This is a genomic window from Pseudomonas sp. JUb52 (assembly GCF_004341115.1).
Classification (GTDB): Bacteria; Pseudomonadota; Gammaproteobacteria; order Pseudomonadales; family Pseudomonadaceae; genus Chryseomonas; species Chryseomonas oryzihabitans.
Genome location: NZ_SLYS01000013.1, coordinates 76,387 through 100,248, shown reverse-complemented (window position 1 = coordinate 100,248; position 23,862 = coordinate 76,387). Strand labels below are relative to the sequence as shown.

The window sequence follows — 23,862 nt, the reverse complement described above, 5'->3', positions numbered from 1 at the left end:
GAAAAGGGGTCAAAAATTTTCGGCGGGAATTGGGAAAAAAGTTGAAAAGGGTCTCAGATTGGTAGCTGCTTTGCATTTCGGTCGCTACACACTGGACAACGCGGCGTTACATTCACAACTTTCCCTTCCTTACTGTATTCCCATCTCCATTTGACACCCTCGAAGCTGTCATCTGTATACTTCATCCACTCCGGCTTCTTCCGCTGCTTAATCAGCCACGCGACTGACGCTATGAGCAGACTTAGGAACGACATTCCCAGTAACGGCAAGTTGATCGTAATGCTGAAGCCCCACAACCAAGTCAATGCGACGGTGGTTAACCAAGTTGCAAAGTAGGAACCAACGATTAGTTCCGCACTTCGCTTAGCAACGGCCTCACCAAAGATTTTCAACAGGGGCCTCAACTCGTCACCCCGTTATTTCGGTAGGACTTTTGTCTCACTCTATGCTCGATGAGAGTAGTAATAGTCGATACAGCCTCATTGTGAGTAGAGCAATTTGGGAAGCAATCCTTTTCTGAATTGCAAGCAACACAAACATAGCTGAGTTGCTGCCCAAAGAGGTCTCTGTTTAGATTCAATGCACAGTCGCAAACTGAGCAGTAAGGCCGGACATCTGTGATGACGTTATTAAAATCGTAGTCCCAGCGCCACAAAGCACCTTCAAAGGTATCTTCGCGATAGGTTTTCCATGCTGGCGGTTCAGGCTCAATAGCCTTAGCAAGTAAGCCACGGATTAGCAGAAACGCGATAACGGCGGTCGACATTATAAATACCATGAGGAGCCACCTGCTGATCTCGACGGGAGCAACAAACCAATCCCATAGTGCACCAACGTAGTCACGTGCAGATGCCAAGAAGACAAGCAAGCTCCCACCTATTGCTGTGATGACCACACCTGCAATGTTGTCAGCAATCTTCGCAACAATCCACTTCACCAATTTCATCAGCCACTTCCGCAATACGGCCTGTCGATGAGCCAATGATAAGGGGTATTTTCGGGAGTTATCCACACGACAGCGAGTGGGGTTTTTGACGGGCACAAGAAAGCCCGCCGAAGCGGGCTTGGTTGACCATTTGGGAGCTATACGGCCTCCCCTGCTTGCTCGAAGTCATCGACATGGCCCCTCCACTCCTCAGGGCTCAGCAGGCCAAGGTCCAAGAGACATCCCAGCATGCCTATTCCTGAATCCAATGCTGACGACATGGCATGATCCGTCCTGGCATCGATGATCCGTTGCCGGGCTGCCTGGATGATCGTTTCCACTGGTAGCGGCCTCCTGTTGGGCCTGGAGCTAACGAGCTTCATTCCGCCCCCTCCTCACCCTGGAACGCTGTGCTGTAGCCCATCCGGCGAGCTATCGACTCCAGCCGACGTGCTGTGTCCTCTACCCTGAAGCTATACACCTTGAAGGTATTCCTGTCCCACACCAGCACACAGAATGGCTTCATTGCCTCTCTCCTTGTCAGGCAAACATCAAATAGCCGATGACGGCTGATGTAATGGCGACCACCAAGACTGTCGTAATGGCGACAATGATGGCGATGTGCCCGGCTCCTATGTTGTGGTAATCGTGCGTGTCTTTGCTATGTTTAGGCTCTTCTGTCATGTCAATGGTCTTCATATGTTATTTAGTGGACGAAATGATACCTTGACGCCTTTTGCATCATCGCTTTGTGTTGGCTGTGTCTTGTAGCGGCCTCTGTAACGCCTTACCGCCTAATCTGCATAGTGGCTATTATAGACCGCATTGTCAACACTGCCCATCTGTTATATCTCATGCAAAGCACTCTCTTAGGAGTGCTACCCTGTCAGCGCTTTGTGTCTATGCCCAGCTTCACAAGGAGTCGCCGCACTTGCGTGGCGTGCCACACAGCTGCCCCTGTAGAGGTTGGTATCCTTCGATTCGTTAGCGTTTGGGCTACATTCTTGAGGGTAGCGCCCTCCTCGGCCCAAAGCTCTCGTAGGGTGTTCTCAAGCTTCGCCGCTGTCTCTGCGTGATTCTCAGACGCTGCTTTGAATGCGTGGTGGGCATTGCTCTTGCTGACTACGTTGTTCAGCAGCTTTTGTGAGCGATGCTCCAACCTGATTATCTCTACAGCGCTTTCCAACTCCTCACCCGCAAGCCCCGGCAAGGAAGCCACGAAGTATGGAGTTTTTCCAATGACGCTCTTTAGTTTCTCCGTGTAATACAGTGGGCTTGCCAGCCAAATGCAAGAAGCCGGAAGCAATGCTTCCAGCTCCTCAAGAGAACTTGCAACTCTTAACAGCTCAGCTGTGTCACCAGCCATGTACCGAATCCAAATAAGCTGAGACGGTATCGGAATCTTGTCGTTGGGAATCAAATAGGCGACCCCCTTAGCCAGCTGCAAGGGATTACCTTCAGACTTGTTCTTAACCATCTTTCTCAAATTTATTATCAAATGTTGGGCGACTGTACAGCCCACGACACAAAATCGTCAACAGCTGTTAGTGTTATCTCTCAGCGCTGGAACAGAGAGTCCAGGGAGCCCCCGCTACGCAGGGTAGCCAGGACAGCCTCCATACTCACCGCTACGCCATCAATCGAGATGGCAACATCCTTCGGACCGATACGCTTCTTAGGCACCTTCACAATCACATGATGGGGGCTGAAGTGTTTATTCTCGTCTCTGTGGATGACGCCACCCTTGGGCACGTTGGCAAGGTGCCATTCCCGATAGGTCGAATACCTAACCCACTCAGGGCAGATTGTTCCTTTGGCTGGATGATGTCTAAAACACAGCTCTAACATCTTGCACCACGTTCGGTAGATGGGATCGGCCTTGCCGTTGCGTGTTGATCCGCCTGGAACATCCATGATGCCCACGCCACACACTAAATTGTCACTCATTTGTCTTTCCTCAAATCGTAGGCTGGCATTTGCCAATTTCCGGGTATGGAACCCCTGTATTTATGCGAGGTACAGAGGTCTAAAAACGACGGGACATAGGGTAGCCCCACCAGTACACTTTTGGCCCTCTACGGGCCGCATTCTTCCGTTAGTAGATGTATCTCTGCCAGTAATCAACAGCCTCTCGCTCAGGTATCTTGAATACCAACCTTATCACCGTGGGATTCACGCCCCTTGTGTTGTAGATGAAAGAGATGATTTCTCTTTTCCAATCGCGATGCCTGTACGAAAGCGGATTATCAGGATCAAGCTCCTTGATGTTCACTCGCTCCGTTCCCCTCTGACTCTGTAGCTCAACAAACCTTGTCACTTGTGACTCTGAAGCTTTCTCGAAAGTTATCTGAGGAAGGTTGTCAGGGGGTGGCACGTCGGTATGAATCAAGCCTTCTATGAGGCCACTTTCTCTGTAGTATGCGAAATAAGTCATTCAGGAATCCTCTCTCAATTTCTAATCGTGTCTATAAGGCCCTGCAAGGCCTCTATTTAGCGTTACCCTGTACCATCCTATAGGGTTAGCCCTTATAACCTCACAGAGAGGCTTACAGAGGCCTCTGGAGCGCTATTTAAACCCACTCTCAACCTACATGTATGGATTTGGCCTACGCAGTCGCTGACGTAATGGTCTTTTATCTTGCGGTGTCTCTCTTCGACTGCTACACAACAGCTCGTCTACGTTGATGTCTGTGTGGTCAAGTAATTTTTGCAGCATGGAATACCTCGCCATTACCGCACCAGACATCTCAATAAAACAGTATTCTGCTGTATCACGGGGAATGGTTTGTGATGTGACGATCCCCGTGATTAGTCTGTTCTGCTTATGCACTATCATGTAAACAGGAGCTGGCTTTTCTTTCTGCATTTGTGGTTCCTCCTTTGGGGTTATCAGTAATTTTCGTCTTGGTCGTCGTCGAGTGTTAGTTCTCTGTCGTTCCAGAAACCGTACAGCTCATCATCCTCAGCTTCCTCGCCGTCAACGGCGACATAGTGTCTGCTGTGATCGCTGAGAGGCTTTTCCTCGTCCTCAAGGAAAGCGTCAGCCATGCCTTCAAGGTCCCCTGAGTTACGACTCATGGCCCGCTGTAGGGCCCTACGTTCACGAGGCGTCATCTCTTGAGCCATCTCTATCCATAGGGCGACATACGCACCCCATAGAGCCGCTTGCTGCACTTCCTTGGGCGCTTTCCGTGGCTTGGGTCCAGGTTTCTTGCGAGTCTTCGCAGCGGGTGCTGTAGGAACTTCGATTACAGCGTCATTTGCTGCTGGCTGAATCGGAGATGCCTGACTAAGGTCGGCCCAACTAATCGCATGTCGAAGCGGGTGATACTGAACGATTAAAGGTTGTTCAAAAGTTAGTGTTGTTTGTGTATCGTTTGCAGACTGAGAGGATAGCGCCCTCTCAATTCTGCGCTCTTGTTTTCTCCGTGCTGCTTTGCCCATCTGATTAGACTCTCCTCTTAGTTAGAATACGAAGTTTTCGTTGTGGCTTTCGGCGTCCGCAAGCATGGCGTAGAACTCATCTTCTTCTGCTTGCTTGACAGCCCAATCTGACGGGCGCTTGTTGGCTTTAGGCCGATCTGGGTTCCAGTTACGGCCTGCGAAGTGTTGACGGATGGCTTGGGCGGTTTCTTCGTTGTGTTCGAAGCGCTCATCGACTGCCATATCATCGCGGTATTCAACTTGCGACCATTGGTCATCAACGGCGTCGTAGTTGATCAGCGACTCATCGTCATCAAGGTCGTCGAGGGATACTTCATCCAGAGATGCTTCTTCGTCATCACCCTCCTCCACTTCAGGAGCGGGAACGTCTTCGCGGTATTCATCGTGAGTAGCAACAGGAAGGGTTGCGGCTGGCTTGTTGAATGTGAAGCCCTTCTTGGCTACTGGCTTCCACGATCCATCACGGAAAGCGCGAACAGCTTTGCCGTAGGCGGCGTATTGGCCGTCTTCGTACAGGGCCAGGATTTCGGCGGGGACTCCGCCTGCGTTCACTACCACGCGAGCTGCTACAGCTTCTGAAGCGTCGGCCTCAGCAACCATGCTTGCGATAACGTGGGCGATAGCTTCAGGGTGGCGCTCGATGTGGCTACCAACAACAGCGACGGCTGTGCGGGCGGCTTGGGCGATGTAGCGAGCCTGACGGTCTCCAATCTCAATGTGCTTGGCAGCAGATGAAGAGATCTTGTCATGCTGAAGCATCCGGCGAATGTCTGAAGGACTCACCTTGAAGGGCTGGAATTTCTCGTCGAAGTCTTCTTCAGGGCGGGTGAGTACACCGATGATCAAGTCATCCAGCCAATCGACGTTGAGATCGAAGCCCAGAGCGTGGCGGATGATTTCTGCGTGTGGGTTGGCCGTGGTCAGACTCTTACGGCCAGCACCAGCAGCACGCTTGCGGGGACTACCGTCTTTGGTTGTAGGCTCTTTGGACTCAGTGTCGTCAGCCAGGATACGGGCCAGATTGGCTTGAGCGGTGGCGTGGTCCTGGGCCAGTTGATCGGCTGTGCCGCTGAAGACGAATTCGTTGCCGTCTGCGTCGAAGACCTTTCCGCTGGAGACTACTTCTGCATAGTCTTCACTGGAAAAGCCAGCTTCGAAGGCTACAGTTTCAAAAGTGACGATTTCGCCTGTGTAGATGTTGACGTGTTGCATTGAATAGATTTCCTTGTACAGATTTTCATGTGATTCCTCCTCACTTGAAAGTGCCTTTTAATAGTGTTTGCTGCTGGTGTATGTAGTTGTCGGATTAAGCGGCTTTAGCGGCTGCCTCCTCAAGCAGTGCCGCCTGTTCTGCTACGTGTTTCTTGTACAGCTCCATTGTCTCTGCTGTGGCTGCTGGGGCACCCAATACACGACGTCGATAGTCGATGTACTTCTGAGCACAAGGCTTGCAGCAGAAAAGGTTGTCTCGACGCTTCGCAATGAATTCGATGTGACAAGTAATACAGTTACGTTTGATAAGCACAGTGCTACCTCCGGGTAAGGATTCAGGTATAGAGTTTGGGGGTCAGAATTGTCGCTTCAGATTCGAAGCGCATGTAAAAAGAAAGCCCAGCGGAGTGGGCTCTAATCACATGAAACAGGGAGAACGAATCTCGACCTGCTTGGGTACTTTAGCATACTTCTGTCAAAAAGCAATACCCTGGCATGAGTTTTGCTTGTAAATTTCTTCATTACCGACGAACGGTCATGAACTACTAATTATCAGGGATTTCTGAGCGTCTGGGACACTCCGGCCCCTCGGGGTTTGTCCCACCATCATCGAGCTTATTACGGCAATAGAGGTTAAGGAACGGAACCCTCCTTCCGTATTAGCGCGGATAGGAATGACCCCTAATGAATCACTCACCTCCCCTGTGCGGAGTGAATCCTTATTACGGCAACATAATAGAAGGGATGAGCACGACCGCCATTTCTTCCACAGGGGACCCTGTGAGTGCAACACCTGCAACACCTATGTTGCAACACCTGGCCTGTTGCAAAGCTTGTTGCAATGCAACACCTTCGTTCTCGGGGGGTTTGCTGTTGCAGAGCTGTTTCTGTTGCATCCCGGCATTCTTGCAACACCTTCGTCCCCCTAAGTAATGGTAACTGTTGCATAGCAACGTAATCACTACGTGTAGCCACGCTACACAGGGTCAACCCGGCAAGCCGGAGGCTGGGACTACCTCAACAGAAAGAGCAGGGACTTTCTTGATTGGCGACCCTTGGTGGTTCGCTTGTGGTATCAACACAAGATTGCTCAGATGTAAGAGTAATCAATTCCTCAGCGTCGCTGAGGTCTTAACATCTTTAGATTGTCATCACAAAGCGACCACAAGTCGCCCATCAAAGATGGTCTCTTGATTGGTAGTCAGTTCTAATGCTGTCGCATTAAAAGGGGAAAGCATCATACACAACCTTCAAAATATTGTCAAGTAGTTCTTTCTGTTATGGTAGCTGATGGACGGCTCACGCCTTACTCTTAGTATTGCGACCGAAATGATTTGGGTCATGGCTTCCCCTACCGATACCGTAGCCCATGGACATCTGCCCCGGCCTGCTAAGGGCAATCCTCATGAACGGTAGTTATTGCGATACTACTGGAACCTTCCAATCACTGAAGGTCTGATACTGTATCGCCACCACCATGCAAGGAAGCATGTCATGCCCTTTCGCAATCCCGAGCTATTCACCCTGAATCAAATGCCATTGGCCGAGCTGGAACGCGAGCTTGATCGCCGTAAGCGCACCATGGAGTCAAACCGACGTTGGCTCAGAAAGCAGCTGGATCGCTTAGCTCGACAGCAAGACGATGTTGCAGCGCTGGAAGCTATGATTCAGCTTCGGAAGGGGACAGTTCACTGATCGTACGGAGGGATAGCCAGGAGCCGTGTTCCAACTCCTCACGCATTCGATAGATTGCAGCGTCCAAGAGAATGGGCGTGGTAGCTTCATAATCCCAGAGCTGCCACCTCAAACGGGCTCTGTAGTCTCTATCGGCGTATAGGCGAATCTGAAGACTGCCCGAGACGATTCGGTCTACCACTATCCGGTAGTCTGGAAAGGCTATCGTAGCAGCGTGCGAAGCGTTCTTAATGGCTTCATCGATAGGCACTCCTGCCCTACTCCTGCTCATGGGGCTTGGTCGTCCGTTGTCGTCCCCTTTATTCGCTCAAGCTCCTTTCGAAGCCGCTCTGTCTCAACAGATTGATCGAAGTACGCCGTCCGCCATACGTTGGCGAGATCACGAAAAGCGTCCCGCTCACATTCCAGCGAAGCAATCAAAATCTCAACCACGTGATTGGGCTGCTCTGACATGTCGCCCCCTACTCGACAGTTTGTCTTGAGCTTTGGAGGCGCGGTAGCTCTTGGAAGTGCCCTTTGGTTTCACCTCTGGACGAGCGGAAGAGACCGCTCATGGACGTAGTACTGGAGGTGCCCACCTTCCCTTCATTCATGACCCGCGAAGAGGTTCGGCCCGATCTTCCACGACGCTGACCTTCCAGACAGCCACTCCTCTTTCAGGCATCGCTGTCACGGTGCCTTTTGAGTGGTCACATCGAGTGGTCACATCAGAAAGCAAAAAGCCCCCTAAACCATTGATTTAGAGGGCTTTTCTATAGATGGCGGAGAGATAGGGATTTGAACCCTAGGAGCCATTGCTGACTCAACGGATTTCGAATCCGTCCCGTTCGACCACTCCGGCATCTCTCCAACGCGGCGCATGATACCAGTCATGCGTGCAAAAGCGAACAAGCAATTGCAAAAAAAAGCTCTGGTATCAGCGGCTTGCGTTTAGAGCGGGACGCCCAGGCGCTGGGCGACCTCTTCGTAGGCCTCGATCACGCCGCCCAGACCCTGGCGGAAGCGATCCTTGTCCATCTTCTTGCGGGTTTCCTTATCCCACAGGCGGCTGCCGTCCGGGCTGAATTCGTCGCCCAGCACGACCTTGCCGTGGAACAGCCCGAACTCCAGCTTGAAATCCACCAGCAGCAGGCCGGCGTCGTCGAACAGCTGCTTGAGGATGTCATTGATGCGGAAGGTCAGCGCCTTCATCTCGGCCAGCTGGTCGAGAGTGGCCCAGCCGAAGGCCTGGACATGGCTTTCGTTGACCATCGGATCGTGCAGCGCATCGTTCTTCAGAAAGAGTTCGAAGGTCGGCGGCGTCAGCTCCAGGCCCTCCTCCACGCCCAGGCGGCGCACCAGGCTGCCGGCGGCGAAGTTGCGCACCACGCATTCCACCGGAATCATCTCGAGCTTCTTGACCAGGCATTCGTTGTCGCCCAGCAGTTGCTCGAACTGGGTGGGGATGCCGGCGGCTTCGAGCTTCTGCATGACGAAGGCATTGAACTTGTTGTTCACCATGCCCTTGCGCTCGAGTTGCTCGATGCGCTCGCCATCGAAGGCAGAGGTGTCGTTGCGGAACAACAGGACCAGGCGATCGGGATCGTCGGTGGTGAATACCGACTTGGCCTTGCCACGGTAGAGTTCTGCGCGTTTTTCCATCTTGGACTCCGGTTCGAAGGGCTTGCAGGCTGTGGACGAACGCAGGTGAGACGACCGGTTCGGGACGAGTACAGCCGGGAAGCGCAGTTTACATAGGATCGTGGATCTTTTGGCCCTGCAGCAACGCCCGACCGCTAAAGAAAAGCCGGTCAGCGCCTCAGGCGATGGCCTGCCACTCCAGCCCCTGCTGCTGATCGGCGATCTGCAGCCAGTCCGCATCGCAACCCAGCACATCGGTGAAGCAGGCGCGGGCGAGCCAGGGGTTGTTGTTCTTCTCGCTCAGGTGGGCGAGCACCAGATGCTGCAGGCCCGGACAGGCCAGCTCCATCACCAGCTCGGCCGATTGCCGGTTGTTGAGGTGACCGCGCACCCCGCCGACCCGTGCCTTGAGGTGATAGGGATAAGGGCCCGCGGCGAGCATGTTGCTGTCGTGGTTGGCTTCGATCACCAGGGCATCCAGGCCACGGTAATGCGCCAGCACCCCAGGGGTGGCCTCGCCGAGATCGGTGAGCACGCCCAGGCGCTTGCGGCCATCGTCGAAGACGAACTGGGTCGGCTCCAGGGCGTCATGGGACACCTGCACCACGGTCACTTCCAGCGCGTTCAGCACCAGCCGTTCGCCGTCCATCAGCAGGCCCTGGGCGGCCACCGGCTTGCGCAGGCCGCGCCCGGTACCGGCGCTGTAATAGACCGGCACCCCGTGCTTGCGCGCCAGGAGCTCGACGCCCTGCACGTGATCGGAGTGTTCGTGGGTGACCAGGACGGCATCCAGCTGGGCAGGTACTACACCCAGCCGGGCCAGACGACGTTCGGCTTCCCGCAGGGAGAAGCCGCAGTCGATCAGCACATAGCTGTTATGGCTGTGCACCAGGGTCGAGTTGCCCCGACTGCCGCTGCCCAGGATTGCGAAGCGCATACTGCATGCTCGTCTGAAGCTTTTTCAGCACGCCTTCGGCGATGTCCTGGGGTGCTGCGGTGTTGATGGTCTTGTCCAGGGTGACCTGGACGGTGTTGCCTACCGAGGTGAGGCGCACCTGGAAGCGCCGTGCGCGGGCGTCTTCCTCTTCCTTGGTCTCGCCCTTGCCAAACATGCGGCCGAAGAAGCCCGGCTTGCGCTCTTCCGGCTTCTGCGCGCCTTCGGCGATGTTCACGTAGTAGACGCCCAGGCTGCGATCCATGTCGTCGACGCGGATGTCGGCGCCTTCGATGGCGCGACCCACGCTGGACCAGGCGCGATTCAGATCGCTTTCCAGCACCAGCATGGGCACGCCACTGCCGTCGACCTCGTAGGTCACGCGCTCGGGGGTGTCGTAGCCGCCGGCGGCCAGCAGCGAGACCGAGCCACTGCCCTGCTCGCTGCGGTCCAGGCCGGCCAGCACCTGATTCAGCAGGGCGTCATCGAGTGCCGAGCTGTTCTGGCTGCTGGACCAGGACGGCTCGCTGGAGCTGCCCTGGCTGCGGGTCTGGGTCTGGATGAAGATTTCGCTGCTGCCCGATTGCACGCCCGGCTCGATGCGCAGGCGGGTGCGCAGCTCGTTGCCCGGCTGCAGGCGGCCGTTGGTGCTCAGACTGCGGGCCAGCGGGGTCGACAGCTCGGTGGGCGCCTGCCAGGCGGTGATGATCTCACCGGTCTGCGGACGCTCTTCGGCGATGCGGAAGCCGTTGTCGGTCAGGTACTGACGAGCCACCGGCCAGACGCTGGCGGGGACCTTCTGGGCGGCCAGCCAGCGGGCATTGCCGCTGCGCTGCACGCTGAACTGCTCGTTGCCACTGCCCTGGACGGCCAGCGCCTGGGGTTTCGGCACTTCGAAGCCATAGGAGCGATTCTGGGTATCGGCCACGTTGGCCGGAATCGGCAGCAGCGGATCCATCGGCTTGGCCTGAACATCGGTTGGCACCTGCATGGGGCCGGTTTCGCGGGCTTCGAGATAGTCATTGCCGCGATCGCGGAAATAACCATGCTCGCCCCACACCCAGCTGCAGCCACTAGCGGTGGCCACGGCCAGACCCAGCGTCGTCAAACCCAGAACACGTTTCATCGACTGCTTCCTAATCACGCCAGCACTCCCGCCTGACGCAGGGCCTGACGTACCACTTCGTGGCAGCGCGAGCTCAGCCAGGTCAGCGGCAGGCGGATACCGGCGTCGATCATGCCCATTTCATGCAGGGCCCACTTCACCGGGATCGGATTCGATTCGATGAACAGATTCTTGTGCAGCGGCATCAGCTGTTCGTTGAGCGCGCGTGCGGTGTCGGCATCGCCCCGCATGGCGGCGGCGCAGAGTTCGCTCATGGCGCGCGGCGCGACGTTGGCGGTCACCGAGATGTTGCCCTTGCCGCCCAGCAGCATGAGTTCGGCGGCGGTGGCGTCATCGCCCGAGTAGACCAGGAAGTCCTTGCCGACACGGGAGAGGATGTCGCGGGCGCGCGCCAGGTCGCCGGTGGCTTCCTTGATACCGATGATGTTCGGCACCTTGGCCAGGCGCTCGACGGTCTCGGCCAGCATGTCGCAGGCGGTACGGCCCGGCACGTTGTAGAGGATCTGTGGAATGGCGACGGTTTCGGCGATCATGCGGAAGTGCTGGTACAGCCCTTCCTGGGTCGGCTTGTTGTAGTAGGGCACGACCAGCAGACAGGCGTCGGCGCCCGCGTCCTTGGCAGCGCGGGTCAGGTCGATGGCCTCACGGGTGGAATTGCCACCGGTGCCGGCGATGACCGGGATGCGGCCCTTGACCTGCTCGACCACATGACGGATCACGGCAACGTGCTCGTCGACGTCGACCGTGGCGGATTCACCCGAGGTGCCCACCGCGACGATGGCGTCGGTGCCTTCGGCGAGATGGAAGTCCACCAGCTTGGTCAGGTTGTCCCAGTCGATACGCCCCTGGGCGTCCATAGGGGTGACCAGCGCCACCATGCTCCCCGCAATCATGCAACCGCTCCTGCCGGAAAAAGAGAGCGGTAATGGTACTGACGCCTCTGCGCCAGCACAAGCAACGCGCCCCCAACGGGCATTCCCCCCGCGAGCGCTTTTCGCTACCCTTTCGCCTTTGCCAGTCTGTAATTCCCCCTGCCAGGAAGCCTAATGTCCGCCACCCCCCCGATTCGCGAACAATTTCTCGTCATCAGCGCGCTGGGCGCCAACCCCATGGAGCTGACCAACGTGCTCTACCGCAGCTGCATGGACAACCGCTGCGCAGTGGTCAGCAGCCGGCTGAGCCGGCACGGGGAATTCAGCGCGCTGATCCTGCAGGTCTCCGGCAACTGGGACGGCCTGGCGCGCCTCGAAGGCGGCCTCGCCGGCCTCGGCAAGCGTCACGGCTTCACCGTCGGCGTCACCCGCAGCGCGGCCCTGGAGAATCGCCCCCAGGCCCTGCCGTACGTCGTCTATGTCAGTGCCGCCTATCGCCCGGACATCCTCAACGAGCTCTGCCAGTTCTTCGCCGACCACAAGATCGAAGTGGAGAACCTGGTCTGCGATTCCTACCAGGCGCCCCAGACCGGCGGCACCATGCTCAACGCCACCATCACCGTAACCCTGCCCGCCGGCACCCAGATCAGCTGGCTGCGCGACCAGTTCCTGGATTTCGCCGACGCCCTCAATCTCGATGCCCTGATTGAGCCCTGGCGGCCGCAGAGCAACTGACGGAACCCGCAAGGAGCTGCCCATGAGCGTGACCCTCGACCAACCGCTTCCGGCTTTCCAGGCCCAGGCCACCAGCGGCCTTGAGGTCTCGCCGGCCAGCCTGCGCGGCCGCCAGGCGGTGCTCTATTTCTACCCCAAGGACAACACTCCCGGCTGCACCACCCAGGGCCAGGGCTTTCGCGATCTGCACGAGCATTTCCTCGCGGCCGACACCCAGGTCTTCGGCATCAGTCGTGACAGCCTGCGCACCCACGAGAATTTCCGTACCAAGCAGGGCTTTCCGTTCGAGCTGATCAGCGACAAGGACGAGACCCTCTGCCAGCTGTTCGACGTGATGCGACAGAAGAAGCTCTATGGCAAGGACTACATCGGTGTGGACCGCAGCACCTTCCTCATCGACCGGGAAGGCGTGGTGCGCCAGATCTGGCGCGGCGTGAAAGTCCCCGGGCACGTCGCCGAGGTCCTGGCCGCCGCCCAGGCGCTGAACAAGGCCTGATCAGGCCTTGCGCAGCCAGTAGCGGAAGGTTTCCCCCGCCACCTCTTCGCCCACCAGGGCGTGTCCCGACAGCTTGGCGAAGGTACGGAAGTCGCGTTGCGACCCGGCATCGGTCGCCACCACGGCCAGCACCTCGCCGGAAGACAGCCGGTTGAGTTCCAGCTTGGCCTTGAGCAGCGGCATGGGGCAGCTCAGGCCGCTGGCGTCCAGCTGGGCGGTCACCGCGCCGGTGTAGGGTTGGCTCAGATCGGCCATGAGATTCTCCATTGGGGGCTACGTCAGTGCCCGGGTTTGCTAGGCACCCAGACGGCGGGCCGCTAAAGTAGCCCTTTTGCGGCCACGAGTCTTGCCATGAACGTCCTGCGCCCCGCCCTGCTGTCCCTGGCGCTGCTCGCTGCGCCCCATCTGGCGCAGGGAGCGAACGATCTGCCGTCACTGGGCGATGCCAGCTCTTCGATCGTCTCGCCCGAGCAGGAGTTTCAGATGGGCCGCGCCTGGCTGAGCATGCTGCGCGGCCAGGTCCCGGCCATCAACGATCCGCAGCTCAAGCAATTCGTCGAACAGACCGTCTACAAGCTGGCCGAGACCAGCGACCTGCAGGACCACCGCCTGGTCTTCATCCTGATCAAGGATCCCGAGATTAACGCCTTCGCCGCGCCCGGCGGGGTGATCGGGGTCAATGGCGGGCTGTTCCTCAAGTCGGAGACCGAGGCCGAGTATGCGGCGGTCATGGCCCATGAGTTGGGTCACCTCATCCAGCGCCACTTCGCCCGTGGGGTGGAAAACCAGCAGCGCATGCAGTTGCCGCTGATGGCGGCCCTGCTCGCCGGCATCGTGGCCGCCGCGGCAGGCGGCGGCGATGCGGGAATCGCCGCAATCGCCTCGACCCAGGCGGCGGCCATCCAGAGCCAGTTGCGCTTTTCCCGACTCAACGAGCAGGAGGCCGACCGCGTCGGCATCGTCAATCTGGAGCGCGCCGGCTACGATCCGCGCGCCATGCCGGAGATGTTCGGTCGGCTCGCCCGGCAGTATCGCTATGACCGTACCCCGCCGGAATTCCTGCTGACTCACCCGGTCACCGATAGCCGGATCGCCGATACCCAGGCGCGTGCCGAGCGTTTTCCCAAGGGCGGCGTCGAGGATAGCAAGCGCTTCCAGCTGATGAAGGTGCGGGCTCAGATGTATTTCGAGGAAACCGCCGGCCTGCTGGTGAAGCGCTATAGAGCCCAGCTGCAGGAAAACCCGGACAACGACGCGGTCCGCTACGGCCTCGCCATGGGCCTGACCAAGCAGGGCCAGCTCAACGAGGCGCGGGACACCCTGGCGCCGCTGCTGCGCAAGGCGCCGGACGAGATCAGCTACAACCTCGCCCAGGTCGACCTGGACATCACCGCCAATCGCCTGCCCGACGCCCAGAAACGCGTGCAGCGACTGCTGGAGCTCTATCCGGACGATCTGGCGGTGAGTCTGGCCCAGGTGGACCTGCTCGGCCGCACCAAGCAGGCCAAGGCTGCCAGCCAGTTGCTCGACAAGCTGCTCAAGCAGCGGCCGATCGATCCGGATCTGTGGAATCAGGCGGCGGATGTACGCGGCCAGGCCGGCGACCTGGTCGGCGTGCACCAGGCACGCGCCGAGTACTTCGCCCTCACCGGTGACTACAACCAGGCCATCCAGCAATTGGGCTTCGCCAAGCAGCGCGCCGCCAGCAACTATCAGCTGGCCGCAAGGATCGATGCCCGCCAGCAGGAAATGATCGCCCAGCGCAAGCTGAGCGAAGAAATCCTGCGCTAGCGTCCTGGGCCGCGCCCTCAGGCGTTGCCCTTGACCTTCAACTGCAGCGCCTGGGTGAAGTCGAGCATGCGCTTGAGCGGCTTGACCGCCCGGGGGATGAGCGCCGGATCGACCAGCACCTCGCCGGAGCCGTCGAGCAGGCAGTTGAGGGTGCGCTCCAGTGTGTTCATCGCCATCCACGGGCAGTGGGCGCAGCTGCGGCAGGCGGCGCCGTTGCCGGCCGTGGGCGCCTCGATGAAGGTCTTGTCCGGGCAGGCCTGCTGCATCTTGTAGAAGATGCCGCGATCGGTGGCGACGATGAACTGGCGATTGGGCAGCGTCTGGGCCGCCTTGATCATCTGGCTGGTGGAACCGACATGGTCGGCCAGTTCGATCACTGCCTCGGGCGACTCCGGATGCACCAGGATGGCTGCCTCCGGATAAAGCCGCTTGAGGTCTTCCAGCTGGCTCGCCTTGAACTCCTCATGGACGATGCAGGAGCCTTCCCAGAGCAGCATGTCGGCGCCGGTCTCGCGCTGGATATAGCGACCCAGGTGGCGATCGGGGGCCCAGAGGATGGTCTCGTCGTTGTCCATCAGGTGTTCGACGATGTCCAGCGCGCAGCCTGAGGTGACCACCCAGTCGGCGCGGGCCTTCACCGCGGCCGAGGTGTTGGCGTAGACCACCACGGTGCGCTCGGGATGCTGGTCGCAGAAGGCGGAGAATTCCTCCACCGGGCAGCCCAGGTCCAGGGAGCAGGTGGCTTCCAGGGTCGGCATCAGCACGCGCTTTTCCGGGTTGAGGATCTTGGCCGTCTCGCCCATGAACTTGACGCCGGCCACCACCACGGTGGACGCCGGATGGCGATTGCCGAAACGCGCCATCTCCAGGGAGTCGGCGACGCAACCGCCGGTCTCCTCGGCCAGCGCCTGGATCAGCGGATCGGTGTAGTAGTGGGCGAGCAGCACCGCGTTCTGCGCCTTGAGCTCGCGGGCGATGGCGGTCTTGTAGGCGGCGATCTCGTCCGGCCCGAGCGCCTTGGGCTGCTTGGCGGCCAGATGGGCCTGGACCAGGAGACGTTCGGAAATCTGCACCATGGCGGGTACCTGAAAACGGGGGTCGTCAAGGCCGCGCATCATAGCAGCATCCTGGCCGACTCCCTATGGGCGCCAGCGGCGGCCTGCGCGATGAGTGGCCATCTGCCGCTAATGTCTGGCAACACTTGGCTTTTCACTTCTCCGGCGGGCACGGGTCCGAGACAGGAACGCCCGGTGAGCGTCTCGCCTGGGCCCCACTGCTGGAGACCTATCGTGCCGCCCCGTTCGACCTCGCGTTCCCGGACCTCCGATCACGATCTCGCCCCCCTCCTCGCTGAACTGCGCGCCCTCCAGGATGCCCTGCACCAGGCCAGCGCGGATCCGCGCCTGGATCGCCAGGCGCTCAATCCTGCCTACCATGCCAGCGCCCAGAACCTGCTTGCCTATCTGGCATTGCGCGAGGGCGATCTGCATGGCCTGCAGCTGCGCCTGTCCGCCCTGGGACTGTCGTCGCTGGGTCGTTCCGAAGCCGCGGTGCTGCCGGCGGTGGCGACCCTTATCAACACCCTGGAGCGACTGCTCGGCGGGAGCCCGGCGGCGCGGCCCACGGCCAAGGCCGCCAACCCGTTGGCGGATCACGCCCGCATGCTGTTCGGCTCCCCTGCCGCCGAGCGGGAGGTGCGCATCATGGTCACCTTGCCGCGTGAGGCCGCGGACAACTATTCCCTGGTGCGGGATCTGCTGGCGGCGCATATGGATTGCGTGCGCATCAACTGCGCCCACGACGAACCGGCCAGCTGGAAGCGGATGATCGAGCACGTGCGCCGTGCCAGCGCGGAGCTGGACCGGCCCTGCAAGGTGTTCATGGACCTGCCGGGCCCCAAGCTGCGTACCGGGCCCATCGCCACGGGCGCGGCGGTGCAGAAGGTGAAGCCCGAACGCGATGCCCAGGGCCGCGTCCGCCAGCCGGCGCGGATCTGGCTGACCGGCCGTCGCCAGCCGCGACCGGCGCCCTCCCCGGCCGCCGCCAGTGTCCAGGTGGGCGAACGCTGGCTGAAGGATCTGCAGCCGGGCGACCATATCCGCCTGGTGGATACCCGGCAGGCGCAGCGGCGCTGGACGGTCGTCGAGGTCGGCGACCGCGGCGGCTGGGCGGAGGCGACCAAGACCACCTACCTTGCGCCCGGACTGCGCCTGAGCGTCGCGCGCGAGGGGCGCAAGAGACACAGCCGCATTGGCGACTTCGCTCCGCAGCCGGGTGCCCTGCGCCTCGCCGAGGACGATCTGCTGATCCTGACCGCCGACCAGACGCCCGGCCGGTCCGCCAGCCAGGACAGCGGCGGTCGCCTGCTGACACCCGCCACACTGGGCTGCACCCTGCCCCAGGTGTTCGCCGACGTGCGCGGCGGCGAGCCGGTCTGGTTCGACGACGGCAAGATCGGCGGGGTGATCGAAGGCGCCGGTCAGGATGCCCTGCAGATCCGTATCACCCACGCGCCGGGCGGCGCCAAGCTCAAGGGCGACAAGGGCATCAACTTTCCCCAGAGCAACCTGCGGCTGGCAGCGCTGGGCGAACAGGACCTCGCAGCCCTGGCGTTTGCCGCCGAGCACGCCGACGCCATCGAGATGTCCTTCGTCAACAGCGCCGACGACGTCCGTGCGCTGCTCGCGGAACTCGAGCGCCTACAGGCCGAGCACCTGGGTGTGGTACTGAAGATCGAGACCCGCCGCGGTTTCGACAACCTTCCCGCACTGCTGCTGGCCGGCATGCAGCGCGGCGGCTTCGGCGTGATGATCGCCCGCGGCGACCTGGCAGTGGAAGGTGGCTTCGAGCGCCTGGCGGCACTGCAGGAAGACATCCTCTGCCTGTGCGAGGCGGCCCACGTGCCGGTGATCTGGGCGACCCAGGTGCTGGAGAATCTGGCCAAGAAGGGTTCGCCTTCGCGCGCCGAGATCACCGATGCCGCCACCGGAGTCCGCGCCGAATGCGTGATGCTCAACAAGGGCCCGCACATCCTCAAGGCGGTCGCCACCCTGGATGAACTGCTGGTGCGGATGCAGGGCTATAACAGCAAGAAGCGCCAGATGCTGCGCAAGCTGGAACTAGCCTCGCCCTGGGCGGACTGATCCGCCCAGGATTGGTAGGGCCTAGAGCACCTGCAGGCGACCCGCTTCCAGGCGCACCCGCGCGCCATAGGGCCAGGCCTGGTTGTCCGGGCCATGGCCGCTGGGCAGGCCGCGATAGAGAGCGATGCCGCGCGGCGCCAGCCATTCGGCGAAGATCTCTTCCAGCGACTGCTCGACGTTGCGCGCCGGGCAGTCGGTGAAGGTGCCCAGGCAGACCGCGCCGATGCGGTGCTCGGTGAGGTTGCCGAGCAACTGGCAGAGGCTGCGTTCGAGTCGATAGTAGGGCTCGCCGACATCTTCCAGCATGAGGATGGTGCCATCGTGGGGACGCAGCGCCGCGGCGGTGCCGACCACGCTGGCCAGCGTGGTCAGGTTGCCGCCGATCAGCTCGCCGGCAGGCACCTGGGCCGGACCGGCCAGGCGCTCCAGCTGCCAGGCCGGACGGCCACCGGCGCACAGCTCCAGGACCGATTCCAGCGAGCGGGTCCGGGCCGCCTGAGTGGCCGGATCCTCGTCGCGGCGCCCCCAGTCCAGGGCGCCGGGACCATGAATGGCGGTGAGACCGCGGCGATGGAAGGCTTCCAGCAGCACCGTCAGGTCAGAATAGCCGATCAGCGGCCGACCCTTGCTGCTGGACAGGCGCGACCAGTCCAGCCACGGCAGCAGCTGTGCGGATCCGTAACCACCGCGCAGGCACCAGACCGCATCCACATCCGCCTGGCTGAAGGCCCAGTGCAGATCCGCGGCCCGCTCCTCGGCGGTCCCGGCGAGATAGCGATGACGCTTGAGCGCCTGCTCGCCCAGCACCGCTTCGATGCCGGCCGCCTGCAGCTGTTCTATCGCCGCCGTGACCAGCTCCTGCTTGACCGCACCTGCCGGACTGACCAGCGCCACACGCCGCACGGGAGTCATTCCAGCACCTCCACCGGCATGCCAGCCTCGATGACACCGCGCCCCAGGGGGATGACGTTCATGCCGAACAGCATGCGATTGTCCTGGAAACGGTATTCGCGCAGGGCGGTCAGTGGCTGCCGATCCGGATCCTTTTCGCCCGTCACCGGATCCTGGGTGATGACGATGCAGCGCGAGCAGGGACAGGCGACGGCGAAATCCACCGTGCCGATGCGCAGGCGCTTCCAGCCGTCCTCGGCATAGGCCGCGGTGCCCTCCACCACCAGATTCGGCCGAAAGCGCAGCATTTCCAGCGGTTTGCCCACCCGCTCCACCAGATCGGCCAGGGAGGCCTCGCTGGTCAGCAGCAGGGGAAAGCCGTCGGCGAAGTGGACCTTCTGCCCCGGCTCGGCGAAATCGGTATTGATCTGGCGGGCATGGCTTTCGGCGATGTACACCAGGCGGCAGCGGCGCCCGAGGAAGTCGCTCAGCCAGGCATCGGCCTCGGCGGCGACCGGCGCCTGCAGGGTGTCGCGCCAGATGGTCACGCCTAGCTGCTCACCGGTGGCATCGGGCACCGCCACCTCGAGCGGAGTCCGCCCTGGCGCGCTCAGGCGCAGTCGATCGGCGGCCAGCCAACGCGCCTCGATGTGATTCATCTGCGCCAGCTGGCGCAGGGTCAGGAAGCGGCCGGTGTCGGCATCCACCACCATCCAGCGGCGATCCCCCACCAGGCCCAGGGCATCCACCTCGGCCTGGGCGAGGGATTCCACGGCCGTCGACTTGACGGGATAACGATAGAGGGCACTGAGGTGCGACATGGGCGCGGCTTCCTGGCGGCGGACAAAGGCCGCCAGTGTAAGGGAGGCGCCGGAGCGGCGAAACCGCGGGGATCAGCCCTCGGCCAGCGCCAGGCGGCGGCGGACTTCCTCGACGAGCTGATCGGGCTGGAACTTGGAGAGGAAGGCGTTGCAGCCTACCTTCTTCACCATGGCTTCGTTGAAGCTACCCGACAGCGAGGTGTGCAGCACCACATAGAGGTCGGCGAGGCGCGGATCCTGGCGGATCTCGGTGGTCAGGCGATAGCCGTCCATTTCCGGCATCTCGGCATCGGTCAGCACCATCAGCAGCTTCTCGGTCAGCACCACGCCTTCGTCGGCCCAGGCCTTGAGCTTGCGCAGGGCCTGCAGGCCGTCGGTGGCGACGTGGAATTTCAGATCCAGCTGGACCAGGGTGTCGCGCAGCTGGCCGATGGCGGTGCTGGAGTCGTCCACCAGCAGCACCTCGCGACCGCGGGCCTTGGCCAGCAGCGGATCGGCCAGGCGTTCCTGGGAGACCTTGACGTTGTAGGGCGCGATCTCGGCCAACACCTTTTCCACGTCGATCACCTCCACCAGGCGGTCTTCGATGCGGGTGATGGCGGTCAGGTAATGCTGCCGTCCGGCACCGCCGGGCGGGGCCTGGATGCTGTCCCAGTTGAGGTTGATGATGCGATCGACGCTGCCGACCAGGAAGGCTTGCACCGAGCGGTTGTACTCGGTGACGATGATGGTGCTGTTCTCGTCGGGCGTGATGGGTCGCATGCCGATGGCGGCGGCCAGGTCGATCACCGGCAGGGTCTGGCCACGCAGGTGGACCACACCGCAGATCATCGGGTGGCGCTTGGGCATCTGGGTCAGGCGCGGCAGCTTGAGGACTTCCTGCACCTTGAACACGTTGATGGCGAACATCTGCCGGCTGGACAGCTGGAACATGAGAATTTCCAGACGATTCTCGCCAACCAGCTGGGTGCGTTGATCGACGGTGTCGAGAATGCCGGCCATGGAAAGTCCACTCCAAAGATAAGTCAGGTCACAGGCTATCGGCGGCCGTGGACTTTTCTTGAGGCCCGGAAACGGCGAAGCCGCCAGACAGGCGGCTTCGCTCGAATGGCGTCGACTCAGGCGCGTGGCAGGGTCACGCCGCGCTGGCCCTGGTACTTGCCGCCGCGATCCTTGTAGGACACCTCGCAAGCCTCGTCGGATTGCAGGAACAGCATCTGGGCCACGCCCTCGTTGGCGTAGATCTTGGCCGGCAGGGTGGTGGTGTTGGAGAATTCCAGGGTCACGTGCCCTTCCCACTCGGGCTCAAGCGGGGTGACGTTGACGATGATGCCGCAGCGGGCATAGGTGCTCTTGCCCAGGCAGATGGTCAGGACGTCGCGCGGAATGCGGAAATATTCCACGGTGCGCGCCAGGGCGAAGGAGTTCGGCGGGATGATGCAGACGTCGCTGACCACGTCGACAAAGCTCTTGTCGTCGAAGTTCTTGGGATCCACCACCGCCGAATGGATGTTGGTGAACACCTTGAATTCGTTGGCGCAGCGCACGTCGTAGCCGTAGCTGGACACCCCGTAGGAGATCACCCGGCTGTCGTCCGCGCCGCGCATCTGGCGCTCGACGAAGGGCTCGATCATGCCGTGCTCCTGGGCCATGCGGCGAATCCACTTGTCCGATTTGATGCTCATGGCAGGTCTGGCTCCGGGGCGAAAAAATTGACCGCGCATTCTAGAGGATCGCAGCGCGGTCTCAAAGGCGAACGGACGAAATCAGTCGTCGCTCACGGTGATGGTCGGCATGCCGCCGCCGGCCTGACCGCCCAGGGCAATGCGGGCCCCGACCTTGCGCGCCAGCTCCTGGTAGATCAGTGCGATCTGGCTGTCGGGATCGGCGATGGCCGTCGGCCGCCCGGCATCGGCCTGCTCGCGGATGGCCATGGCCAGCGGCAGCGAGGCAAGGAGATCCACGCCGTACTGCTCGGCCAGCCGGCTGCCGCCGCCTTCGCCGAACAGGTGCTCGGCGTGGCCGCAGTTGGAGCAGATGTGCACCGCCATGTTTTCCACCACGCCGAGCACCGGGATATTGACCTTCTGGAACATCTCCACGCCCTTCTTGGCGTCCAGCAGAGCCAGGTCCTGGGGCGTGGTGACGATCACGGCGCCGGCCACCGGCACCTTCTGCGCCAGGGTCAGCTGGATGTCGCCGGTGCCCGGGGGCATGTCGATCACCAGGTAGTCGAGGTCATTCCAGGCCGTCTGGGTGATCAGCTGGATCAGGGCACCGGAAACCATCGGCCCGCGCCAGGCCACCGGCGTCTTGTCGTTGGTCAGGAAGGCCATGGACATGACCTCGACGCCATGGGCCTGCAGCGGGATGAACCACTTCTCGTCGCGCACCTCGGGACGGGTGCCCTCGGCGAAGCCGAACATGATGCCCTGGCTGGGACCATAGATGTCGGCGTCCAGCACGCCGACCCGGGCGCCTTCGCGGGCCAGCGCCAGCGCCAGGTTAGCGGCGGTGGTGGATTTGCCCACCCCGCCCTTGCCCGAGGCCACCGCGATGATGTTCTTGACGTTGCCCATGGCTTCCAGCTGCGGCTGGGCGGCGTGGGGCGCGATTATGCAGTCGATCTGGATCTCGGCGGTGTCGACCCCGGGGACGTTCTCCAGCGCGGTCTTGAGCACCTGGGCCAGGCCACCCTTGAACAGTCCGGCGGCATAGCCCAGCTCGAAGCGGGCGCGTACCCGGCCACCGTCCAGCGCGAGGTCGCGCAGGGCACCGGCGCTGAGCAGGTCCTGTTCGAGATAGGGATCGTGATACTGGCGCAGCGCGGCCTCGATGGCCTCGCGAGTCGGAGCGGTCATGCAGACTCCCGGAAACAGCGGATAGGAAAGAGAAGCTGCGGCCTATGCTACCCACTGTCCTTGCTAAAGCCTATCCACGCGGCGCTACACTCCCGGCTTTCCCCTCGCCCGTGGAGCCCTGCGTGAACGCCTCTTCCCTGCACATCAGTTCCACCTTCGACAGCGGCGCCGTCGAGGTGCTGTCCCTGGCCGACCACGCCGACATCCGCCTGCGCATCCGCCCGGACACCGCCTCGCCCTTCACCCAGTGGTTCCATTTCCGTCTCGAAGGCGCCCGCGGCCTGCCCTGCCAACTGAGCTTCGACAACGCCGGCGAGTGCGCCTACCCCGAAGGTTGGCGCGACTATGGGGTGGTGGCCAGCTATTGCGGCCAGCAGTGGTTCCGCATCCCCAGCCGCTATGACGGCAAGACCCTGAGCTGGACGGTCACCCCGCAGCACGACAGCCTGTTCTTCGCCTATTTCGAGCCCTATCCGGAGAGCCGCCACCTGGCCTTCATGGGCGAAGCCCAGCGGCATCCCGCCGTCCGTCTGGAAACCTTCGGCCGTTCGCTGCTGGGACGTTCGCTGGACCTGCTGCGCATCGGCACGCCGGGCGCCGGCAAGAAGAACCTGTGGATCATCGCCCGCCAGCACCCCGGGGAGCCCATGGCCGAGTGGTTCGTCGAAGGCCTGCTGCGCCGGCTGCTGGGCCTGGGCGAACACCAGGGCGATCCGGTGGGCGGCAAGCTGCTGGAGCACGCGGTGCTGCACGTGGTGCCGAACATGAATCCCGATGGTTCGGCCCTGGGCAATCTGCGCACCAACGCCGCCGGTGCCAACCTCAACCGGGAATGGCTGGAGCCGGACGAAGGACGCAGTCCCGAGGTGCTGGCGGTACGCCGGGCCATCGCGGCGAGCGGCTGCGATCTGTTCCTCGACATCCACGGTGACGAAGCCCTGCCCTATGTCTTCGTCGACGGCTGCAACGGCCTGCCCAACTTCGGCGAGCGCGAGGAAGCCGAGCAACGGGCCTTCCTGCAGCGCTTCCAGCGCGCCAGCCCGGACTTCCAGACCCAGTACGGCTATCCCCGCGGCCACTTCGGCAGTGAGACCCTCAAACTCGCCACCAAGTACGTCGGTCACACCCATGGCTGCCTGGCGCTGACCCTGGAATTGCCGTTCAAGGACAACGCCAACGATCCCCGCCCGGACGTCGGCTGGAACGGTGCCCGCAGCGCCGCCCTGGGTGCCGCCATGGTCAGTGCCCTGTATTGGCAGCTGGCGGATCTCTAAGTCCGGACCTGCACCCGCCCAT

General features: G+C 61.3%; 24 protein-coding genes and 1 tRNA gene. 6 read left to right on the top strand and 19 right to left on the bottom strand.

Annotated elements, in window-relative coordinates:
• Nucleotides 1-400: 400 nt before the first annotated feature.
• The 7 genes from EC839_RS19715 to EC839_RS19695 all read right to left on the bottom strand — a co-directional run bounded on the left by EC839_RS19715 (nt 401) and on the right by EC839_RS19695 (nt 5,581).
• Nucleotides 401-946: a hypothetical protein gene (locus EC839_RS19715; RefSeq protein WP_132833035.1), complete on the bottom strand. Its 546-nt coding sequence runs from the start codon at nt 944-946 to the stop codon at nt 401-403.
• Between the two features lie 519 nt (nt 947-1,465).
• Nucleotides 1,466-1,624 carry a hypothetical protein gene (locus EC839_RS24220; protein ID WP_165904690.1) on the bottom strand — a complete coding sequence of 53 codons (159 nt, stop codon included), beginning with the start codon at nt 1,622-1,624 and terminating at the stop codon, nt 1,466-1,468.
• Nucleotides 1,625-1,811: 187 nt separating this feature from the next.
• Nucleotides 1,812-2,402: a hypothetical protein gene (locus tag EC839_RS19710; protein ID WP_132833034.1), complete on the bottom strand. Its 591-nt coding sequence runs from the start codon at nt 2,400-2,402 to the stop codon at nt 1,812-1,814.
• An 80-nt stretch (nt 2,403-2,482) separates the two neighbouring features.
• Nucleotides 2,483-2,872: a hypothetical protein gene (locus tag EC839_RS19705; RefSeq protein WP_132833033.1), complete on the bottom strand. Its 390-nt coding sequence runs from the start codon at nt 2,870-2,872 to the stop codon at nt 2,483-2,485.
• Nucleotides 2,873-3,020: 148 nt separating this feature from the next.
• Nucleotides 3,021-3,359, bottom strand: coding sequence for a hypothetical protein (locus tag EC839_RS19700; RefSeq protein ID WP_132833032.1), 339 nt, complete (start codon nt 3,357-3,359; stop codon nt 3,021-3,023).
• Between the two features lie 455 nt (nt 3,360-3,814).
• Nucleotides 3,815-3,973, bottom strand: coding sequence for a hypothetical protein (locus EC839_RS24215; protein WP_165904689.1), 159 nt, complete (start codon nt 3,971-3,973; stop codon nt 3,815-3,817).
• A gap of 417 nt (nt 3,974-4,390) precedes the next feature.
• The gene (locus EC839_RS19695) at nt 4,391-5,581 is read right to left on the bottom strand and encodes a hypothetical protein (protein WP_132833031.1); all 1,191 of its coding nucleotides are present in this window, start codon (nt 5,579-5,581) and stop codon (nt 4,391-4,393) included.
• A gap of 1,494 nt (nt 5,582-7,075) precedes the next feature.
• Here EC839_RS19695 and EC839_RS19690 point away from each other — a divergent pair.
• Nucleotides 7,076-7,276, top strand: a complete 201-nt coding sequence (locus EC839_RS19690; protein WP_132833030.1) for a hypothetical protein — start codon at nt 7,076-7,078, stop codon at nt 7,274-7,276.
• Between the two features lie 759 nt (nt 7,277-8,035).
• Here the strand turns inward: EC839_RS19690 and EC839_RS19685 are convergent.
• The 5 genes from EC839_RS19685 to dapA form a co-directional block, all read right to left on the bottom strand.
• Nucleotides 8,036-8,125, bottom strand: a tRNA-Ser gene (locus tag EC839_RS19685).
• An 81-nt stretch (nt 8,126-8,206) separates the two neighbouring features.
• Complete coding sequence (gene purC / locus EC839_RS19680) at nt 8,207-8,917, bottom strand: phosphoribosylaminoimidazolesuccinocarboxamide synthase (RefSeq protein WP_007162774.1); 711 nt, start codon at nt 8,915-8,917, stop codon at nt 8,207-8,209.
• 157 nt (nt 8,918-9,074) lie between these two features.
• Nucleotides 9,075-9,833: an MBL fold metallo-hydrolase gene (locus EC839_RS19675; protein ID WP_007162773.1), complete on the bottom strand. Its 759-nt coding sequence runs from the start codon at nt 9,831-9,833 to the stop codon at nt 9,075-9,077.
• On the bottom strand, nt 9,772-10,956 hold the full coding sequence (bamC, locus tag EC839_RS19670; RefSeq protein WP_007162772.1) for an outer membrane protein assembly factor BamC: 1,185 nt from the start codon (nt 10,954-10,956) through the stop codon (nt 9,772-9,774). The genes EC839_RS19675 and bamC overlap by 62 nt, the downstream gene beginning before the upstream one ends.
• Before the next feature lie 14 nt (nt 10,957-10,970).
• A complete protein-coding gene (gene dapA / locus EC839_RS19665; protein WP_007162771.1) occupies nt 10,971-11,849 on the bottom strand; it encodes a 4-hydroxy-tetrahydrodipicolinate synthase in 879 nt (292 codons plus the stop codon).
• A gap of 153 nt (nt 11,850-12,002) precedes the next feature.
• Here dapA and EC839_RS19660 point away from each other — a divergent pair, with 153 nt between their 5' ends.
• Both EC839_RS19660 and EC839_RS19655 read left to right on the top strand, forming a co-directional pair.
• Nucleotides 12,003-12,563, top strand: a complete 561-nt coding sequence (locus EC839_RS19660; RefSeq protein ID WP_132833029.1) for a glycine cleavage system protein R — start codon at nt 12,003-12,005, stop codon at nt 12,561-12,563.
• A gap of 22 nt (nt 12,564-12,585) precedes the next feature.
• Complete coding sequence (locus tag EC839_RS19655; RefSeq protein WP_007162769.1) at nt 12,586-13,059, top strand: peroxiredoxin; 474 nt, start codon at nt 12,586-12,588, stop codon at nt 13,057-13,059.
• Here EC839_RS19655 and EC839_RS19650 read toward each other — a convergent pair whose 3' ends face one another.
• On the bottom strand, nt 13,060-13,314 hold the full coding sequence (locus tag EC839_RS19650) for a sulfurtransferase TusA family protein (RefSeq protein ID WP_007162768.1): 255 nt from the start codon (nt 13,312-13,314) through the stop codon (nt 13,060-13,062).
• 96 nt (nt 13,315-13,410) lie between these two features.
• On the opposite strand from EC839_RS19650, the gene EC839_RS19645 reads away from it, so the two are divergent.
• Nucleotides 13,411-14,850: a M48 family metalloprotease gene (locus tag EC839_RS19645; RefSeq protein ID WP_007162767.1), complete on the top strand. Its 1,440-nt coding sequence runs from the start codon at nt 13,411-13,413 to the stop codon at nt 14,848-14,850.
• A 17-nt stretch (nt 14,851-14,867) separates the two neighbouring features.
• Here the strand turns inward: EC839_RS19645 and nadA are convergent, their stop codons facing one another.
• Nucleotides 14,868-15,926, bottom strand: coding sequence for a quinolinate synthase NadA (gene nadA, locus EC839_RS19640; RefSeq protein ID WP_007162766.1), 1,059 nt, complete (start codon nt 15,924-15,926; stop codon nt 14,868-14,870).
• Between the two features lie 213 nt (nt 15,927-16,139).
• Here nadA and EC839_RS19635 point away from each other — a divergent pair, with 213 nt between their 5' ends.
• Nucleotides 16,140-17,993: a pyruvate kinase gene (locus EC839_RS19635; RefSeq protein WP_007162765.1), complete on the top strand. Its 1,854-nt coding sequence runs from the start codon at nt 16,140-16,142 to the stop codon at nt 17,991-17,993.
• Between the two features lie 21 nt (nt 17,994-18,014).
• Here EC839_RS19635 and EC839_RS19630 read toward each other — a convergent pair whose 3' ends face one another.
• The 5 genes from EC839_RS19630 to apbC form a co-directional block, all read right to left on the bottom strand.
• Nucleotides 18,015-18,905, bottom strand: coding sequence for an LD-carboxypeptidase (locus EC839_RS19630; RefSeq protein WP_007162764.1), 891 nt, complete (start codon nt 18,903-18,905; stop codon nt 18,015-18,017).
• Nucleotides 18,902-19,705: an MOSC domain-containing protein gene (locus tag EC839_RS19625; RefSeq protein ID WP_007162763.1), complete on the bottom strand. Its 804-nt coding sequence runs from the start codon at nt 19,703-19,705 to the stop codon at nt 18,902-18,904. Before EC839_RS19625 ends, EC839_RS19630 begins: the two co-directional genes overlap by 4 nt.
• 72 nt (nt 19,706-19,777) lie before the next feature.
• Complete coding sequence (locus tag EC839_RS19620; protein ID WP_007162762.1) at nt 19,778-20,707, bottom strand: chemotaxis protein CheV; 930 nt, start codon at nt 20,705-20,707, stop codon at nt 19,778-19,780.
• 116 nt (nt 20,708-20,823) lie between these two features.
• The gene (gene dcd / locus EC839_RS19615) at nt 20,824-21,390 is read right to left on the bottom strand and encodes a dCTP deaminase (protein WP_007162761.1); all 567 of its coding nucleotides are present in this window, start codon (nt 21,388-21,390) and stop codon (nt 20,824-20,826) included.
• Between the two features lie 81 nt (nt 21,391-21,471).
• On the bottom strand, nt 21,472-22,566 hold the full coding sequence (apbC, locus tag EC839_RS19610) for an iron-sulfur cluster carrier protein ApbC (RefSeq protein WP_007162760.1): 1,095 nt from the start codon (nt 22,564-22,566) through the stop codon (nt 21,472-21,474).
• A 122-nt stretch (nt 22,567-22,688) separates the two neighbouring features.
• On the opposite strand from apbC, the gene EC839_RS19605 reads away from it, so the two are divergent.
• Nucleotides 22,689-23,840 carry a M14-type cytosolic carboxypeptidase gene (locus EC839_RS19605; RefSeq protein ID WP_132833028.1) on the top strand — a complete coding sequence of 384 codons (1,152 nt, stop codon included), beginning with the start codon at nt 22,689-22,691 and terminating at the stop codon, nt 23,838-23,840.
• Nucleotides 23,841-23,862: the final 22 nt, after the last annotated feature.